Below are 16,650 nucleotides of genomic sequence, written 5' to 3' on the forward strand. Positions count from 1 at the left end.
GTATTGATAAGCTTCACAATACTAAAGAGGGTCTGCGTGGAGTACCGACTGGTTTTAAGGCTCTGGATGACAAGCTTGCCGGTCTTCAAAAATCGGATCTCATTATCCTAGCCGCTCGTCCTTCCATGGGTAAAACTTCTCTTGCCTTGGATATTGCTCGCCAGGCGGCCATTGTACACGGCATCCCTGTCGGTATTTTCTCCCTAGAAATGGCTTCTCAGCAGCTCATTGACCGTATGCTTGCTTCCGAGTCTCGTGTCGATGCCTGGAAACTGCGCACCGGCAAGCTCACTCTCGAAAGTGATTTCGTTAAGATCCATCAGTCACTCGAAAAACTTTCCAAGGCCCCTATTTTTATCGACGATCAGCCGGCCAACAACATTCTCAAAATGCGTTCGGTAGCTCGCAGACTAAAGAGTGAAAAAGGACTTGGACTTATCATCGTCGACTACCTACAGCTCATGGTACCGACCCAGTCTCGCAATTCTGACAATGTAGTCCAGCAAGTGACTGAGATTTCCCGCTCGCTGAAGCAGCTCGCTCGTGAGCTCGAAGTCCCTGTGCTGGCTCTGTCTCAGCTCTCGCGTGCCGTAGAGCAGCGCGGCGGCAAGCCTCGACTCTCCGACCTTCGCGACTCCGGTTCCATTGAACAGGATGCTGACGTGGTGTTGTTTATTCACCGCGAGGATAAATACAAGGAGGATTCAGATCGTCCAAATATGGCTGAAATCTTGATCGAAAAGCACCGCAACGGTCCGACTGGCAAGGCAGACTTGTATTTCGATGCCGAAAAATCAACTTTCCTCAACATTGAAAAGGGCGACTTTGGAGACTTCGAGCAAAAAGGCGCCAACGCTCCGGAATTTTTCTAGAATACTATGGATGCCATCAGAGAACTCACCGAACGTTTTAGTCAATTTCCCGGCATTGGCCCTCGCCAGGCCAAGCGGTTTGTGTATTACTTGCTTACCCGCCCCAATGGCTATCTCAAAGAATTTTCAGCTCTCGTCAATGAGCTAAAAGGGAGTATCACCGTCTGCCCTTCGTGCTTTCGCTTTTTTCCCAAACGACATGAAAATTCATCCCTCTGTGATATTTGTCTAGATACCCACCGATCTCACGAAGAATTGATGATTGTCTGCAAGGATGTTGATCTTGAAAGTATTGAAAAATCCCACTCCTTTAATGGAAAATATTTTGTGCTAGGAGGCACTGTGCCTATTTTAGATAAAGAACCCAATCGCAAAATTCGGGCCAGCGAACTCATCAAGACCATCACTGAAAGAAAACCCGAGCTAAAAGAAATTATTTTGGCTGTCAATTTTAATCCTGAGGGAGAACACACTTCTGACTATGTATCTTCTCTGCTCAAGCCAATCATCGCCAATACACCAATCATCGTTTCAACCCTCGGCCGTGGACTGTCGACTGGCACCGAGCTCGAATACTCAGATAGTGAGACTCTAAAAAATGCCTTGGAACACCGTCAGTCTTCCAATAGCTAAGCATCAAAAGGTTGTGGCGGCAGGGCGAGGCGAGAGTTTTATTTATTTGATAGCTGAAATCTTTACTTCTACAAAAGGCTGGCGATGGCCATTTTTCTTGAAATAGCGAGACTTTTGCTTGTATTTAATGACGTCAATTTTCTTGGCCCGGCCTAGAGACTCAAAGGTAGCCTCCACAGAAGCCCCTGAGATAGTAGGGGTACCGATAGTAGTGTCTTTGCCATTATCCACCATTAAAACCTTATCAAAAACGATTTTATCGCCTTTTGTAAAGTCGCCATCGAGCTTCTCCACCTTGAGGGTGTCGCCCACTTTGACACGGTATTGTTTGCCGCCTGTTTGGATAACTGCAAATTCCATAGATTTACTATTGTACTTATTTCCGGAAAAAAGGCAAGTTTGCCAGCCCTATAACAGTTTTTATCTTTTTCATTCCTCTTCCCTATCCGGCTTATCCAAAACTAAACTTTCAATACCGGGCGCCACCCCTGCAATCCGCATGACATCCTTGTCCACTTTTTTAAATTCTTTATTGGAAGCATTGAAATGATTGACGGTGGTTTCGAGGGATTTGCCGTGCTTGCTGTGATATTCTTCGTAGCTCTTGATATGCTTGCCCAGCTCCTCAACCCTCTTGATAATATCCTTGGCCGTCTCCTCGATCTGAAGCGCTTTCAGGCCTTGCATGACAGTCTGCAAATAGGCCAAAAAAGAGGTCGGCGAGACAATGATGACTTTGTATTTGCTAGCTGCTCTTTGGATCAGGCTTTCGGTGTCGTCCTTCAAAGCTCCGATTTTGTTGATCAATAAATCATAGTAAATAGCCTCATGCGGAATAAACATAAAAGCGAAATCGAGCGTGCCCATACTTGGCTGGATGTATTTTGAGGTTTCCGCGATGCGATTTTTCAAGTCAGCCACAAAAACTTTTTCGAGCTTCTCTTTTTCAATCGGATTTTTTTCTTCAATGATACGATTATAATTTTCTAGTGAGAACTTGGAGTCTACCGGAATAATTTTATCTTTAACAAAAACTACCGCATCCGGGATGAGATCCTTCCCTGCTTCATCCTGACCTAGCGGATACTGCATCTGATAGCTTCCCGGCGGCAAAACATTTTTCAAAAGGGTCTCGAGATAATATTCACCTAAAATCCCGCGCTGTTTTGGATTTTTTAAAATATCTTGCAAAGACTGAAGCTGGTCAGCAAACGAAACGACCTGCTTGTTGGTCTCGTCCAGACGCGTCAAGCGCTCGGTGATATCTCGCACGACCTTGAAAGACTCACTGGCCTGATGTTTCATGGATTCCTGCATTATCTTTGAGGATTCCCCCATCTTGCTGTCTACTGTGCGTTGAAGCTCATGCATTTGCTGGAGTAAAAGTCGGAAAGCCGTCTCCTGTTCGGCCTGTTTTCTTTCATCATTCAAATGGCTATTGCTACCACCTAGACCTGATTGCTTACGGATAAAAAAAACCAACACACCGATATTGAAAATAAAAATCAGAGCGAGTAAGCCAAGAATAAGCTCGAGTGAACTGGACATGTCAGTATTATACCAGAATTTAGATGTATGCTAAAATGAAGCCATCGAAAAGGTAGCTAGTTTATAAAAATAATTGAATAAATATGTCACTTCAAAGCGATATTAAAAACCAGATCAAGGATGCCATGCTAAGCAAAGACTCCGTCCGCTTGACCGTCCTCCGCGGACTTTCATCTGCTTTTGTCAATCAGCTCGTGGCTGACAAACGGACTCCTCAAGAAGAGCTTTCTGATGAAGATGCCCTAAACGTCATTCGCCGAGCAGTCAAACAACGCAAGGACTCAATAGAACAATTTGAAAAAGGCGGCCGACCTGAGCTGGCCGAAGACGAAAAAGCTGAGCTGGCTGTGCTTGAAAAATTCCTGCCAAAAATGATGAGTAAAGAAGAAATCCAGACTATTGCTGCGGCAAAAAAAGCAGAAATGGGTATCACTGACCCAGCTAAAATGGGCATTTTTATGGGTGCCCTCATGAAAGAGCTCAAGGGAAAGGCGGATGGCGCGGATGTCAAGGAAGTAGTAGAATTACTGTTCAGATAAAGACGATAAAATCCAATGGAGAACCCTATGGAAAAACCCCTCCCTCATGAAAAAGGCCGAAGACTTTTTGCCGAAATAAAGGCAAAGCTCAGAGGCGAGATCCTTGCGCCAGGTGAAATGGAACAAATCGAAGCCGAAAATGCCTCGAAAATCATCCCCTTTCCTCAGCCTCCTCATAGCCAGCCAGTCCCTGAAAAACCAGCAGATGACATCAGAAGCAAACGCTATGATCTGAAGCAGGAGGATGCAGAAGACCGTCTGGAGGCTCTCTACCAAGAGGCCCGAAGACAGGAGGCTCTGAAAAAGGAGCGTGGGGACACCGGCGGGCAAAAATAAATGGCGACCAGTCCCCCGTGGGAAAGGTCGCCATTTTAGTTTTGATTTTTCATCGTCGGCGCTGGCCGACGATCCGACTATCCCCTGCCGCCGTCGGCAAAGTTCGAGAAGGAAATATTGAATCCTACGGAGGGGTCTTGAACCTCACCCGTGACTTCAATGATGACCTTATCGAAACCTCTGGGGGTACTGAGACCGCCGTTGTAGGTGCCATCGTATGGATTGGGCGCAGTGTCAACTGTGGAAATGATCGGCAGGTCACCCTGATCTGCCGGTAACCACTGCTTCACGGTGACCGTTCCTTTAATGCCACTAAGGTAAATGTTCAAGCCATTCCCCCCGAGCCGCGTCATGTACACCTTGGCCACGACTTCCTTTCCTGTGGATGGATCAGTGATACTGCCGTCGAGTTGTTGAAACTGACGGTACACATAACCCTGCGTCGGAGTGAAAGTAACCGCCACGACCCCGGCTTCGTAACCGATATTGACCAGTGAGTCGTTACTCGAGGTCGTTGTCGGTTGAAAAGGCGGAATGTCCCCGATTTCATAGACGATGCCCGTGCTTTCGTCCACAATCCTGTAGCCAACCCCTGTGACAGGATCGCTCCAGAAAGTGAACCCGCCGTCCCGAGGATTGTAGTTCCAGTCGCCACCATTGTCGGTGGTTTCCAAGACTAAGTTGTTCGGATTGACTCCCGCTGGCACTGAGAACGTCAGGGTGTTACGCACCGAGGCTGGTTGAAGCTTTACCACGATTGGGTCGCCCTTTTTCAAGACGTCCGAGGTGAAGAAGCCATACCCGATGTAGGTGCCGTACTTGTCGAAGGCGTTTACGGTGAGGTAAAAGCTTGTCCGGATCCCCGATTTTGGATAAGGGATACCGGCAACGGGTACGTCAGGGTCTTCTTCTCCGTTTATGTTTAGCTCGGTGATGGTCCCATCGGGGCTCATCGTGAACGAACCGTACTCCCAAACGGATGTCTGGTGTGGATCCGCCGGCGTCAGCATATCTCCGAAGTTGCCTTGGAAATACGCGATGTCGCTGGCGAGAAAAACCCTCGCCACGTTTTGCGAAAAATTGGCCGGGGCACTGGGTGTCACGGCCGTTGTCGCGGGGGTTGAGGTTGTTGAAGTGGTTGTTCCCTGAGCCACGGCCAAAGCAGTGGACAGGACGATTGCGGTGAAGACGGCCAAGGCCGCCATACTGAGTTTCTGAATTTTTTTCATTTTCTGAATTTTTCTGTGTTTCTGAATTTTTGTTTTGTTTACTTTTTTGCTTGGCTTATTTAGTTGCCTTGATTTTATTCAGGCTGGTGAAATCGTACTCGATGCCACCGTAGTTTGTCTTCTTTTGCTTCGCCGGGCTTTTTGAGTCGGGCTCCACGACCACTGGGGTCGTTGATACTTTGACTTTTACCGCGGCGGCGTCGAGACGGTTTTCCAATTTTGGTGACGAAAAAATGTACAGACCGCTGAGAGCAGTCAATATCAAAATAATCGCCACGACTAGTAGTGTGTTTTTCATTTATTTGGTTTTCAATTTCCTATTTCCTGCCACATCTGCGTGACCAAAAATAGGTATCAATGTCTGCCCGAGATAATATCATAAAAATTGGATTTAGGCAATAGAAGCCTACAACTGCGAAAAAGTGCTATAATTGGCTAAATAAACCTACCCTGTATGTCAGACCATAGTGCCAATACCAAAAACCGTCACATGCAGCATTCTCATCACCATATGAGGATTAGCTACCCAAAATCCTGGTTTCAACGCCTCTACTCTATTATCCTGGTACCTTTAAGTATTCTAGTGGGTGTTTTGGCTCTCTACGTCTACGTTATTGGTTTTCCAGGCCGACCTATTTCGGCCGCCGATGTCAACACTGCCCTTCTCGCCCTGTCTTTTACTTTTATCCGACTTTTTATTGCTTATATTTTGGCGCTTATCGTCTCCATGCCTTTGTCTATCCTTATCACCAAAAATAAAATAGTCGAAAGAATTTTTTTACCTCTTTTTGATATTATTCAATCCATACCGGTATTAGCTTTTTTTCCAGTCATTATTTTAGTTTTTGTTCATTCACATTTTTTAAACGGAGCGGCTATCTTTATTTTTTTCTTGAGCATGGTGTGGAACCTGGTTTTTAGCGTCGTTGGAGGGCTGCGGGTCATTCCAAACGACATCAAACAAGCGGCCCAAGTTTTTCACATCAAGGGCTGGCAAAACGCTCGCCAGATCACCCTGCCTTCCATTGTCCCCTACATAGTGACTGGCTCACTCCTAGCCTGGGCCCAAGGCTGGAACATCATTATCGTAGGCGAAGTGCTGCATACCTATATCCAAGGGGGTACGACGGACCAAGATCTTTTTGGCATCGGCAGTATTTTGGTCCACACTTCGGCCAGCGGCCAACAAGAAATATTTTTGCTCGCCATCGTGGTGATGATTATTTTTATCGGCCTTTTAAACCTGGTCGTATGGCAGAGACTGCTCCAGTATTCTGAGAAATTTAAATTTGAATAAAAAATGGAACCGATCATTATTTTAAAAGAGATTAATAAAAAGTTTGACACTGAAAGTGTCGCTCTCAGCAAGACTAACCTTGAAATAAAAAAGGGTGAGTTTGTCTGTATTATCGGCGCCTCTGGCAGTGGTAAGTCAACTATTTTAAATCTAATCGCAGGGATTGAGACCCCCACCAGTGGCACTCTCATCAAACCCCAAGATATTGCCATGGTTTTCCAAAATGGAGCCTTACTTCCCTGGATGACCGTGCTCGAAAACGTAGCGATCGCCATCGAAGCTAAACTCAAAAATGAAAGCGGCAAGTCTGGGCTACGCAAAACAAAGTTTGCCATCCAGACCGAAGCCATCAATCACATCAAGCTCATGGGTCTAGGGGATTTTGTCTATAAATATCCCCACGAACTATCAGGCGGACAGCGCCAGCGAGTCGGCATCGCCAGGGCCCTAGCCGTCAACACTCAAGTCCTTTTATTGGACGAGCCTTTTTCCGCTCTCGATACGGAAACGACCATAGAATTGCATAAAGATTTATTAAAAATTTGGCAAGACACGGGCAAAACAATCGTGATGGTTTCCCACAGTATTGAAGAAGCGATTACTTTGGCCAACCGAATAATCATGGTGCAGGATCACACCATCAAACATATTTTTCCTATAAGCATCTCTCGACCGAGACACGAACAGACTACAGAGTTTATGACTGAATTCAACAAAATTCGCTCGGCCTTTCTAAAAAAGTGAGTAGGCTAGCATTGGGGCTGACCAAAGCATCAGGAGAGCTCCTATCAAAGCCATATTTTTCATGAAATGAACCTGTTCGGAAGCTCTGGCCTGTGGATCAGAGGCTGTCCAAAAATTGTGCATCATAAAAGTGGTTGGGATAAGAAAAACAATCAACGCCAGAGTAGCCCACCAGATATACAGACCCAATATATAGCCAACCCCACCGACCAACAAAAGCAGGCCGGTCACTATGATGCTCGTCCTTGGCAGAGGCACTTTCTTTGAAGCTGCGTAGCCTGTCAGCATATTGACGTGAGCCAAGTGATTGATACCGCTTCTGATCCAGAAAATTCCAAAAATAACTTGACCAACAATAGCGAGTATTTGCATATATTTATTTTAATTAAGGAAAACTGATAATTAAATATTATACACCTTGTTTGACTTTTTTCACTTTGAGCCTAAGATAAGCCGCAGACAAAAGAAAGGTTTTATGGAAAAGAAAAAGATGGCTGTCATCAGCCAACTAAGCATGTTTTACGTGCTGGATCAGAAAGGGGCACTCTACTCAGTCTCCTCAGAACGGCACTTTCAAAGTGTACCCAAAGTCGATCTTTTAAAAAAAATGGGGGAAAAAATCATCCCCCACACAAGATACCTGCGCCAAGGTTCAATGGTGGCTGTCACCTCGAAATACGTCGGACTTTACAACCCGAGAAGGACAAGCGAAATCGTGGGCAGACTAAGTCCACATTTGCCTGAAGACACCGATCCACATGATATCGGTGAGACGACGGCCCCGATTCTCGGCTTGTTTTTGAGTATCTTGTCGGCCCTCAGGGCCGTGAGATCCTTCGAAGGGTACAGCAGGGCCGAGGGCTGGGTGGAAATGTTTTGCCATGAATGGCGTGACAAAACCATCGAAACATTGCGGGCTATTGGTGAAAATCATCCCGTCTTCGTGGTGGCTAGATATGGGGATGAGTCATTTCCATTCAGCTATTATGTGGAGGCCAACATTGATCAAAGTTCAAAGCCGAGCGTGCCAGGGATCTTGATTGATTTGGAAACACCCGATGAAATGGACAGGAGGATGTATAGAAAGGAAAAAAAGAAGCCTGGGCCTAAAAAAAAGAGCAAGGCCAAAGAGAAGCCGAAACCAATCCAAAAGGGTGCCCGGACTCATGGTCAACGTTTCAAAAAAAAGCGACCCAAAAAAAGTCCGGAAGCCGTTTTCACTCCTCCAGACCCGGAAGTTTTGAAAACCATCAAAAGCCTGCCTGACGGCGCAATCTTCTGGATTGAGATCTTTTCAGACAGAGCCATCATCAATTGCCACGATCAGTATGGCGGCAAGAGAAAGAAAGGGGCTGGCGTCCATGAGCTCAGAGTCGGCAATGTCGGTGGTCGGCGCTGTTACGGATTTACATCCGAAACCATGTCTGAAACGGAGTTCTGGGGCAATTGGGCCTCGAGCTGGGAAATCTTTTTCAACCTTGGGGTTGGAAACTTGGTCGTGAGGCCTCACCTCACGAAGCCCAAATAAGGGCCAGGGTGAAAATCAAAAAAACAAAAGGCGTCATCCTGTCACGGGATGACGCCTTTTTATATTAGCCTTTTGCTGCTGCTGGGCCTGGATGGCCTGCTGGACTTTTTCCCAATACCACTCTGTCTTGGGATTTTTCCAGCCGTCGGGGCCACCGTTCCAGATCCGAGCCAGGTCCTGCATGGTGGGCTCATGCCCCAGACGCTCCTTGCGACCATAATTGCAGAGGTACTGTTGGCAGGCATTCACAGACAGCTCTCGGTCGTTGAGGCATTCCTCAGCCTTGTGATGCTGGCGCCACGACCGATTGACGTCGTTCATGCACGGCTGCCGGATTTGCAGACAGCCGTAGGCCTTGTTCTTCATACCCCTGTCCCCAACTTTCGAGTCGTCACCTCCAGACTCCACCTCGATCAGAGCCGGGATGAGAGTCCACAACGAAACTTCCGACCCCGACTCTTTTTGGAAAAGGCCTGGCGCGAAGTGTTTGAAGATGACGATGCCAAGAGCAGCGCAGAGGGAAAGGATAAAGACCAACTTCACTTTCCTGTACAGTTTTTTCATTTAAAACCTTTCTTTTGGTTTTTCGATTTTCTGTTTCGATTTATATCACGTTTTCTGTGTATGGTCAAATCAACCTCTGCATTTCAAGATGATACCCAAAGCTATCGCTGTCCCTAACGGAAAAAGAGCCTCCGGCACGCTGACGTAGATAGCCGTGACCACGACAGCCCCCGCGAGAATAATAAAAAGCCCGCTAGCGGCATAAATCTGGAGCGAACGAATCCAGAGACCAACAGCGCCACAAAGCTCAGCCACCCCAATAAAATACATAAACCAGATTGGCAAATGAGCGACCGTAAAAGCGGCTTCCGCGCTAGCATTACCTGTCAGCTTGGCGTATGCGCTCACTAGAAAAATAGCACTCACAAGCACAAGTAAAATATAGTAAATTACTTTTTGTTTTTTGGTTTGGTTTGTCATGTAAAAATTATAGCAAAGATAGAACCTTGGACAAGGGTGACCCTACGCGGAATCGAACCGCGCTTTGAGCCTTGAGAAGGCTCCGTCCTAGCCGATAGACGATAGGGCCGAAAATTACCAAAAAGACTGCGTAAGCAGTTTTACATATTTCTCAACAAAAATAAAGCTTACTACCAGTCGCTGCATCCAGACCGCTAGCTGGGCTTTCGAACGGGTTAGCGAGTCCTCGAGCGCTTTAGTGAGAAAGCCCAGCTAGCGGTCTGGCGGCAACTGGTAGTAATTTATGAGAAACTTCGTCATATCCAAAAATGGATCCGTCAAAGTCTCGGAAGAATACTGCACCCCTTTTGGATACACCGTATAGAGGAAAATAATAAACTTTGGATCATACGCCGGTAAATAGCCAAAAAATGAGTGGAGGTAGCGATCTGGATAATACCCACCTCCAGGGGCTGGTACTTGGGCGGTACCGGTCTTGGCCGCTACACTATAATGTGGATTTTTACCTTGGCCATTTTTTAAAATCGTATCTACGTCGGTGACGAGCATGCGTGTCACGTCCTCAGCGGTCTGGGGCTTGATCACTTGAGGCCCACTCGCCGGGTTGATATTTTTTGAATATCCGAGTTTATAATTTATTTTATCTACAATATGCGGCGTGACCAGATAGCCGCCGTTGGCCAAGGCTGAAAGTGCCCGCACAGTAGTGATCGGCGTCATGGCAATACCTTGTCCGAAAGAAGCCGTAACGTGCTCGATATCGCGCGGACTATCAAGGCTGGTCTTGACCAAGTTGGCCGCTTCGTTTGGCAAATCAATCCCCGTCTTTTGGCCAAGCCCAAATTTATAAAAATAATCCGACAACGTCTTGTTGCCTATTTTTTTGGCCACGAAAGCAAAACCGACGTTTAGAGATTGCCCCATAGCTTGCTGCAAAGTAGTGATCCCTCGGGCTTTTTTATCAAAGTTTGAGATGACTTTGTTGTTGACCGTAATAGAGCCAGTGTCGTTGTAGGTAGTGCTGGCAGAAACTGCCCCCACATCAATACCGGCCGCCATGGTCAACGGCTTGATGATCGAGCCCATCTCATGCACATTTTCAACAAGGTCATTACTAAAAATAGCTGGATCTGCTTGCCCAGAAAGATCATTGGGGTCATATGTAGGATACAGACCCATGGCATATATTTCTCCCGTCTTTGGATTCATAATAATGCCACCCGTACTTTGCGAGCTGTATTGTTTATTTACTTTTACTAGCAAGCTCTCGAGGTAAGCCTCTGTGGTCGGCTCGATGGTCGTGACAATATCTCCCTCAAGGGATTGATTAGGAGAGACAGCTTTGTGAATGTCTGAAAAAATTTCCGCAAAAAAGTTGACGTACAGATTGTCATCATTGCGACTGAGAGTGCTGTCATAATATCTCTCAAGACCGTAGCGTCCAGACATACTTGTGCTTGTGCCTTGAAAGCCGACCAGTCCGAGAGTCTGAGCCGCCAGAGAGTTGCCTGGATAATACCGCCACTTGTCTTGATAGAGATTGACCCCGGGAATTTTCAAATCCTGAATAGCTTGCCCATGGTCGGTATCTATGTGCTTGGCTACTTCTTCATAAGTATCGTTGGTTTTAGCCGCGTGATTTAAAAAGTTGGCCTCATCCAAGGATGTGCTGGTGCCGAACGTTTTTGAAAGGGTTTGAAAAAGGCCCACCGTACCGACAGAGCTAGTTGCCCCATACATAGCACTAGTGGAAAGCTGCTTTGGGTTGATAGCCAAAATAAAACCAGCCTTGAGAGTGGCTGCCGAGATCTGGTGCCCATCCTTGTCCGTAAAAAAGATTGAGCCGCGATCAAAAACCCCCTGAGATGGTCTGACGTACTGCCTATTGGCTCGATCTGCATACGCCGAGCCGTTGACTATCTGCAAATCATAGAGCTTGGCCACCAAAACAAATGCCGCTAGCAGAATAAAAACAGAAATAATTCTGATGCGGAAAGCGGCATTTTTCATTACTTAATATTTTAACACAGAAAAAATATTTTAATCTATTTTATTCTACTGATTTACTTGAAGCTTTGCCCAAGGTAGTCCGGTTGATGAAGGTTGGATTGGTCACATCCTTGAAACCATGCGCGTAAGCTACATCCAGAGTGATGGCATTTTTGGCCGAGATATATTGGTATTCAAGATCGCTAGTAGCGGAGCCGAGATCAGCTACTTTATTTTCTGCCTGCTGGCGAGCCACAACATTAAAGACTGTCTGACGGACCAAAATACCATACATGGCCACTAGCACTATGAATAGCGCAAAAAGAGACCAGACAACACTGGCCATGTTGAGGCGGAGACTGGCGACTTGTAATGTGGCTGTTTGGTTCATATATTTTGGTTAATGATTAAATTTGTTTTTACTCTTTTTTTTCAAAAATGCGGAGTTTGGCACTCCGAGCTCGAGGATTTGAGAGGATTTCTGCTCGGGACGGCACAATTGGCTTTTTGTTTACCAAAATCCCCTTTTCCTCAGCCTTCCATTTTCGAAAGGCTTGCTTGACGATACGATCCTCAAGGCTGTGAAATGAAATAATAGCGAGGCGGCCATCGGGAGCGAGGCGACTGATGATTGCTTCAAGAGCTTGGGTCAAAGCTCTGAGCTCATCATTGACGGCGATACGGAGAGCCTGAAATGTCTTGGTGGCGGGATGGCCTTTCCCTTTGGCATACCAAGTCGGCACTGATTGCTTGATGATCTCAACAAGCTCGTCTGTCGTTTCGATAGACTTTAGCTGCCGTGCCTCAACGATTTTCCTGGCTATCCTTCGGGCAAATCTTTCTTCTCCGTAAGCGTAGATGACGTCAGCGATGTTTTCTTCATCCCAATCGTTGACAATATCCCTCGCGTTAAAATGCGCTAATGTGCCTTTGTCAAAAGTCATATCGAGCGGTTCGTTGTAGCGAAAGCTAAATCCCCTGCCCGATTGATCGAGCTGGAAAGAGCTCAGCCCAAGATCCATCAAGATCTTGTTGACATGCTTGATTTCCAGTTGATCGAGCACTTCCGCCAAGTGGCGAAAGTTTGATTGCTTGAGAAAAATTTTGAGATCGGATTTTTTTCCGTTGAATTTCTTTTCAAACTTTCTCAATTTTTCTTCGCTTCTCTCGATAGCTAGCGGATCGGCATCCAATCCGACAAGGACTAGACTTGATTGCTCCCTCTTGGCTGCATCGGCTAGGAGGGCTTCACTGTGCCCCGCTCCTCCAAGAGTGCAGTCCACAAGGATGTCTCCGGTGGTGATTGCGAGCCCGTCTATTATTTCTTGTAAAAGAACTGAAATGTGGCCTGGCTGATTGCTTGCTTGGTCTAGTTTTTCTTCACTCATGCTAGATGACGCCAATCTCACCGAGCTTTTCAGCCAGCTCATCGGCCTGCTTCATCACGCGACCCTTGTATGCCTGCCATGCGGAGTCATTCCAGATTTCCACGCGGCTGTGCATGCCTGCAAAAACTACTTTCCCGTCTAGACCAGCAAAAACTTTGAGATGATCCGGCACCAAGATGCGGCCGACTGTGTCCACATCAAGCTCCGTCGCACTCGCCAACATAAACCGATTGAACCCTCGTGTATTCGCTTGACCCATCGAGAGAGCTCCGAGCTTTTCAGCTACTTTGCTCCATTCTTTTAGCGGATACAGGAAGAGACAATTGTCCAACCCGTGGGTCACCACCACTTTTTTTCCAAGCTCTTTGCGAAATTTCGAAGGTAGCGAAATGCGCTTTTTTTCGTCGATATTGTGTGTGTGTTCGCCGATGAGCATATAAATAAAAATGATGATTTCCCACTTCTTCCCACTTAGCTACATTCTATACCACTAGATACCATTGCACAACAAAGTTATCCACATCAAAAACGCCTCCCGATGGCCGGGAGGCGTTGTTTTTTTATTTAGCTTTTTAGGCTTTTTACCGAATGCCACTCTACTACTGCAGGTCTTTCGGCAAGGAAGTCTTGTCGATATAACTGGCCCTGTGGCCACGAATCAAAAGCTGAGGAACTGGAGGCAGAAAATTTCCAGCTTTGATAGCGGCACGGGTGTACTCGTTTTCAAATCCCCAGTACTCAACGCACGAATGGATTGGGATAAATTTTCCCTTTCGTCCATCAGGGACAAATCTGACAGTGTGAGCCAGGACAAAGACGATGCGACTGGCAAGGTCAATCCTGGTGACCGAAAGCTGGTCATCCACATCCATCAGAGGGTGCGGATCAGCTTGGACAATGGGACAGACTTTTTGGCCATTAAACGCATAGAGACTTCCAAACATCTCCCCGCTATGGCCGACCTGCCGGATAAAGCCTTTTGCACTTTGCAAATCAAACCTGGCGATCAAGCCAATGAAACCGGTCCGGATGGTCAGGTTTCTCTCAGAGAGGCTTTTGCTTCTGGACAGAATTTTTTGTTCTTTCATGTGTCTTTTTTCTGCAATGGATACTACTCCATTTTGGAAAAAAGTCCACGATCCAGCGCTATTCCTCGTCAATATCAGCGGCCCCACCACCCTGGCGGGGTTTCATCAAAGGAAAAATCTGAGCCTCACGAATAGAGGTGTTGGCTAGAAAGGCAAAAACGCGTTCGCTCATACCAAAGCCACAAGTAGGCGGCATACCGTACTCAAGGGCTTCGACAAACTCATGGGCAAACATTTGGGCTTCATCATCCCCTGCTTCGCGCAGTTTTGATTGAGCTTCAAAACGCTCCGCCTGATCGATTGGATCATTGAGCTCGCTATAGCCATTGCCTAGCTCGCTGCCAGCAATGAGAGGTTGAAAACGCTCCACCACTGTGGGGTCAGTCTCTGAAGTTTTAGCCAGGGGCGAAATTTCTTTAGGCACACCCACAAGAAAACCTGGGCCTGGAATATTTTTGCGGCAATATTTCCAAAGTGAGTCAATGGCACGGGATTTATTCCAGCCTTTTTTATCATAGGTTACTTTTAGCTCATGTAATTTTTTTTCAATCGCAGCAAGATCGATAATTTTGATATCAATACCCGTCATCTTTTTTATTGTCTCGGTGTAGTCATAACGTTCCCATTTTTGACCCAAATCTATTTGATGCTCTCCGATTGTAAAGATAAGGGTACCGAAAGTCTCCTGAGCCACGTATTTGTAGAGACGCTCTGTGAGCTCCATCCCCTTTTCAGCATCAGCGTAGGCCCAATACCACTCAAGCTGAGTATAGTCTTGAGCATGCTCGGCGGACATGCCTTCATTGCGAAAAATACGCCCAATTTCGAAAACTTTTGGATAGCCAGCCACCATCAACTGTTTCTGCCAAAGTTCTCCGCAGGAAATTCTCAAAAAAACATCAATGTCCAAAGCATTGTGGTGGGTGGCAAAAGGCCTTGCGTCAGCTCCTCCTGTGGTCGTCTCAAGCACTGGCGTTTCTACTTCCAAGAATCCTTCTTTCTGTAAAAAAGTCCGGACCGCGTTCCAAAAAAGGGATTTCTTGACGAAAAGCTCGCGGACATCTTCGTTGAAAAGAATATCTAGATAACGTCTTCGGAGCCGGGCGTCTGGGTCCTGAATACCGTGCCATTTTTCGGGTAAATCTCGCAGACTTTTGGAAAGCATTTTCCAGGACGTGACCTCGAGGGTTTTTTCTCCTCGCTTGGTAGTAAAAAGAGTCCCCGTCAGCTCGACAAAATCTCCGATGTCTACTACTTCATTAAAAAAATCAAAATCATTTTTGACTACATCGTCTTTTTTCAAAAGTCCTTGAAATTTTGCGGTCCCATCATAGATGTGCAAAAAAATCAGGGCCCCTTGAGGACGGAGAGACATCACCCGACCGGCCAAAGTGACTGATTTTTTTTCAGCTGAGAATTTTTCAAAAATATCGACGCCAGAAATATCGGCAAGAGAAAACTGTCTGTCGGTTTTAGCTGGGTATGGATTGACTCCTCTGGCTTTTATTTTTTCCAGTTTTTCCAAGCGGACCTGACGCACTTCTTTGTTTGAAGACATAATGTCCTATATATTACACTAAAAAATAGCCCCAAGAAAGGGCTATTTTACTTTAACGGATATTTGGGAGTTGAGACTACTCAATAGACACGACTGTGTATTTGACCTCCCCTGTTGGAGTTTTGACGACAAAATCCTCGCCTTTCTTTTTATTGATCATGGCGAGACCGATGGGAGAACGGAAAGAAACTTTTCCGGTAGTCATGTCTGCTTCCTCTGAGCCGACAAGCTTGAAAATCTTTTCTGTCTTGTCTCCAGCTTTTTTGACATGCACGGTAGCCCCCACTTCTACAGCGGTGCTATGGTGAGGAGCAACAATTTCTGCAGAACTCAAGACTGATTCTAGAGTAGAAATACGGTCCTCGACAGCGGCTTGTTCTTCACGTGCCTCGTGATATTCGGCATTTTCGGATAGATCGCCCAAAGACTTAGCAAACTCTAGAGTGTCCGCCACTTCTTTACGTTTGACTTTTTTCAGAACATCAAGCTCTTGCTTGAGTTCTTCGTATTTTTCTTTAGTTAAATATTCTTTTTTATCCATGTTTTTAGGTGGTATATTAAGACGGCATTCTACTCTTTTAGGGCTTCAAAGTCAAATTTTTACAACCCTAAAATTGAGGGCTCTATTTTAGATACTCAGGCGTGTTGACGCTCATCCATTCCATGACTGTCCTCATGGTAGCTGGGGCGCCGGAAGCGTAGTGAGCCGGGCCATGCTCAAGCAAAAGCACAAAAGCATAATCTGGGCTCTGGTAAGGATAAAAACCCGTCACCCAGGAGTTGACGTACTGTTTTTGAGTGCCTTGCTCGGCGGTACCAGTCTTGGCGGCAATAGCCACCTGAGGCATTGAGAGGCCTTGTACTGTGCCAGCTGTGACTCCCAGCCTCATACCATCTCGTACATCCTGATAGTAAGC

General features: G+C 46.3%; 22 protein-coding genes and 1 tRNA gene. 7 read left to right on the plus strand and 16 right to left on the minus strand.

Annotation, left to right across the window (positions count from 1 at the left end):
• Together PHF79_01785 and PHF79_01790 are read left to right on the plus strand one after the other, a co-directional pair.
• A partial coding sequence (locus PHF79_01785; protein MDD5318533.1) for a replicative DNA helicase occupies window positions 1-872 on the plus strand: 872 nt, incomplete at its 5' end.
• 6 nt (window positions 873-878) lie between these two features.
• Window positions 879-1,505 carry a toprim domain-containing protein gene (locus PHF79_01790; GenBank protein ID MDD5318534.1) on the plus strand — a complete coding sequence of 209 codons (627 nt, stop codon included), beginning with the start codon at window positions 879-881 and terminating at the stop codon, window positions 1,503-1,505.
• A gap of 42 nt (window positions 1,506-1,547) precedes the next feature.
• Here the strand turns inward: PHF79_01790 and rplU are convergent, their stop codons facing one another.
• A complete protein-coding gene (gene rplU, locus PHF79_01795) occupies window positions 1,548-1,865 on the minus strand; it encodes a 50S ribosomal protein L21 (GenBank protein MDD5318535.1) in 318 nt (105 codons plus the stop codon).
• A 69-nt stretch (window positions 1,866-1,934) separates the two neighbouring features.
• Window positions 1,935-3,053 carry a DNA recombination protein RmuC gene (locus PHF79_01800; protein MDD5318536.1) on the minus strand — a complete coding sequence of 373 codons (1,119 nt, stop codon included), beginning with the start codon at window positions 3,051-3,053 and terminating at the stop codon, window positions 1,935-1,937.
• 83 nt (window positions 3,054-3,136) lie between these two features.
• On the opposite strand from PHF79_01800, the gene PHF79_01805 reads away from it, so the two are divergent.
• Window positions 3,137-3,592: a GatB/YqeY domain-containing protein gene (locus tag PHF79_01805; GenBank protein MDD5318537.1), complete on the plus strand. Its 456-nt coding sequence runs from the start codon at window positions 3,137-3,139 to the stop codon at window positions 3,590-3,592.
• 15 nt (window positions 3,593-3,607) lie between these two features.
• Window positions 3,608-3,928 carry a hypothetical protein gene (locus tag PHF79_01810; GenBank protein ID MDD5318538.1) on the plus strand — a complete coding sequence of 107 codons (321 nt, stop codon included), beginning with the start codon at window positions 3,608-3,610 and terminating at the stop codon, window positions 3,926-3,928.
• A 77-nt stretch (window positions 3,929-4,005) separates the two neighbouring features.
• Here the strand turns inward: PHF79_01810 and PHF79_01815 are convergent, their stop codons facing one another.
• Both PHF79_01815 and PHF79_01820 read right to left on the minus strand, forming a co-directional pair.
• Complete coding sequence (locus tag PHF79_01815; protein MDD5318539.1) at window positions 4,006-4,881, minus strand: hypothetical protein; 876 nt, start codon at window positions 4,879-4,881, stop codon at window positions 4,006-4,008.
• A gap of 331 nt (window positions 4,882-5,212) precedes the next feature.
• Window positions 5,213-5,455: a hypothetical protein gene (locus PHF79_01820; GenBank protein ID MDD5318540.1), complete on the minus strand. Its 243-nt coding sequence runs from the start codon at window positions 5,453-5,455 to the stop codon at window positions 5,213-5,215.
• A gap of 156 nt (window positions 5,456-5,611) precedes the next feature.
• Between PHF79_01820 and PHF79_01825 the strand changes: the two genes are divergently transcribed.
• Window positions 5,612-6,454, plus strand: coding sequence for an ABC transporter permease subunit (locus PHF79_01825; protein ID MDD5318541.1), 843 nt, complete (start codon window positions 5,612-5,614; stop codon window positions 6,452-6,454).
• 3 nt (window positions 6,455-6,457) lie between these two features.
• Complete coding sequence (locus tag PHF79_01830) at window positions 6,458-7,198, plus strand: ABC transporter ATP-binding protein (GenBank protein ID MDD5318542.1); 741 nt, start codon at window positions 6,458-6,460, stop codon at window positions 7,196-7,198.
• Here PHF79_01830 and PHF79_01835 read toward each other — a convergent pair.
• Window positions 7,187-7,570, minus strand: a complete 384-nt coding sequence (locus tag PHF79_01835; protein MDD5318543.1) for a DoxX family membrane protein — start codon at window positions 7,568-7,570, stop codon at window positions 7,187-7,189. The genes PHF79_01830 and PHF79_01835 overlap by 12 nt on opposite strands.
• 103 nt (window positions 7,571-7,673) lie before the next feature.
• Here PHF79_01835 and PHF79_01840 point away from each other — a divergent pair, with 103 nt between their 5' ends.
• On the plus strand, window positions 7,674-8,726 hold the full coding sequence (locus PHF79_01840) for a hypothetical protein (protein ID MDD5318544.1): 1,053 nt from the start codon (window positions 7,674-7,676) through the stop codon (window positions 8,724-8,726).
• 33 nt (window positions 8,727-8,759) lie between these two features.
• Here the strand turns inward: PHF79_01840 and PHF79_01845 are convergent, their stop codons facing one another.
• The 11 genes from PHF79_01845 to PHF79_01895 all read right to left on the minus strand — a co-directional run.
• A complete protein-coding gene (locus tag PHF79_01845; protein MDD5318545.1) occupies window positions 8,760-9,290 on the minus strand; it encodes a hypothetical protein in 531 nt (176 codons plus the stop codon).
• Window positions 9,291-9,359: 69 nt separating this feature from the next.
• Entirely contained in the window at window positions 9,360-9,710 is a 351-nt protein-coding gene (locus tag PHF79_01850) for a DoxX family protein (GenBank protein ID MDD5318546.1), read from the minus strand.
• Between the two features lie 37 nt (window positions 9,711-9,747).
• A tRNA-Glu gene (locus tag PHF79_01855) sits at window positions 9,748-9,819 on the minus strand.
• 143 nt (window positions 9,820-9,962) lie between these two features.
• Entirely contained in the window at window positions 9,963-11,720 is a 1,758-nt protein-coding gene (locus PHF79_01860; GenBank protein MDD5318547.1) for a penicillin-binding protein 2, read from the minus strand.
• A gap of 40 nt (window positions 11,721-11,760) precedes the next feature.
• Complete coding sequence (locus PHF79_01865; GenBank protein ID MDD5318548.1) at window positions 11,761-12,090, minus strand: hypothetical protein; 330 nt, start codon at window positions 12,088-12,090, stop codon at window positions 11,761-11,763.
• A 28-nt stretch (window positions 12,091-12,118) separates the two neighbouring features.
• A complete protein-coding gene (gene rsmH / locus PHF79_01870) occupies window positions 12,119-13,129 on the minus strand; it encodes a 16S rRNA (cytosine(1402)-N(4))-methyltransferase RsmH (GenBank protein ID MDD5318549.1) in 1,011 nt (336 codons plus the stop codon).
• Window positions 13,089-13,523, minus strand: coding sequence for a division/cell wall cluster transcriptional repressor MraZ (gene mraZ / locus PHF79_01875; GenBank protein ID MDD5318550.1), 435 nt, complete (start codon window positions 13,521-13,523; stop codon window positions 13,089-13,091). The genes rsmH and mraZ overlap by 41 nt, the downstream gene beginning before the upstream one ends.
• Window positions 13,524-13,686: 163 nt before the next feature.
• Entirely contained in the window at window positions 13,687-14,175 is a 489-nt protein-coding gene (locus PHF79_01880; protein ID MDD5318551.1) for a hypothetical protein, read from the minus strand.
• A 58-nt stretch (window positions 14,176-14,233) separates the two neighbouring features.
• Window positions 14,234-15,733 carry a lysine--tRNA ligase gene (gene lysS, locus PHF79_01885; GenBank protein MDD5318552.1) on the minus strand — a complete coding sequence of 500 codons (1,500 nt, stop codon included), beginning with the start codon at window positions 15,731-15,733 and terminating at the stop codon, window positions 14,234-14,236.
• 76 nt (window positions 15,734-15,809) lie between these two features.
• Window positions 15,810-16,274, minus strand: a complete 465-nt coding sequence (gene greA / locus PHF79_01890; protein ID MDD5318553.1) for a transcription elongation factor GreA — start codon at window positions 16,272-16,274, stop codon at window positions 15,810-15,812.
• 82 nt (window positions 16,275-16,356) lie between these two features.
• Window positions 16,357-16,650, minus strand: a 294-nt coding sequence (locus PHF79_01895; protein MDD5318554.1) for a penicillin-binding transpeptidase domain-containing protein, incomplete at its 5' end; no start/stop codon positions are given.

Source organism: Candidatus Paceibacterota bacterium, assembly GCA_028714275.1.
GTDB lineage: Bacteria > Patescibacteriota > Minisyncoccia > Phycocordibacterales > CAINVO01 > CAINVO01.